This window comes from Oleiphilus sp. HI0086, from assembly GCF_001635225.1.
In genome coordinates this window covers 1-1,058 of record NZ_LWFZ01000865.1, presented here as the reverse complement: position 1 = coordinate 1,058, position 1,058 = coordinate 1, and the positions used below count along the sequence as shown (strand labels likewise).

Genomic DNA, 1,058 nt, shown 5'->3' with positions numbered 1-1,058 from the left:
ACGTGCCCGTCGCCAGCCTAGCCGTCCTGTTTGCGCTGTACTTTTCTCAAGGCCTTCCTTCGGGAGTGCTAGCTCATGCTTTTCCGGCCATTATGCGAGACCAGGGCGTGTCGCTGGAATATATCGGACTGATCAAACTCCTTGCCTTGCCATGGGCTTTAAAGTTTATTTGGGCTCCCTATGTTGATCGTATCGGTTGGGCTCGTATAGGCGTGCATCGAACCTGGATAGTAGCGATGCAGTTATTGCTTGTCGGATTGCTCTTATTAGCTTCTATGTCTAACTATGAAAGCTTGTTTGGCCCCTTGATTGTTATTTTTCTCATCGGAATTCTACTGGTGAATACCTCGGCCGCGACTCAGGATATTGCAACCGACGGTTTGGCTGTGAAAGTTCTAGCAGAGCGTTTCAGGGGAATCGGAAACAGTGTCCAGGTAACAGGTTTTAAGTTGGGAATGATTTTAAGTGGTAGCGGCTTGTTACTAGGGATAGACCACTTTGGTTGGAGTCTGAGTATGCAGCTTATGGCCTTGTTGTTAGTTCTACTAATGTTGCCAATCTTCACTGGAGCTATCCCTGTTTACCCAAAGGTGACCAATAACTTTGATGCAGGTGTTGCTGATAAAGGCATGGCTAGGGCATTGCCTCTAACTGTCTATAAGGGCTTTTTTAAGCGTTCAAATATGCTTGCTTGGGTATTGGTGCTAATCACCTATAAACTGGCAGACTCCTTAGGCTCGGTAATGATCAAGCCCTTGCTGATCGATAGTGGCTTCTCGCTAGGGGACTTGGCAACGATCACTTTATGGTCTTCTATTGCGGGTTTGCTGGGGGCTGCTTTAGGCGGGTATTTATACCTTCGTCTGGGGGCAAAGAATATGATGCTTATTGCTGGCTTGGCCCAGGCTGTGGGAATTGCTCTCTATACGCTAGTGGACCTGCACTGGGTTGGGATTCTTGGGGTCTATGGTCTAAGTATATTCGAGCAAGCAGTCGACGGCATGTCTACAGTAGCCCTTTTCTCGCTGATGATGGCGCAATGTCGTTCCGGACATGAA

The 1,058-nt window shown here is 48.0% G+C and carries 1 protein-coding gene; it reads left to right on the top strand.

Going from position 1 to position 1,058, the window contains the following annotated elements:
- Positions 1-1,058: MFS transporter (locus A3756_RS15585; protein WP_197481332.1), on the top strand; the 1,058-nt coding region annotated here is incomplete at both ends.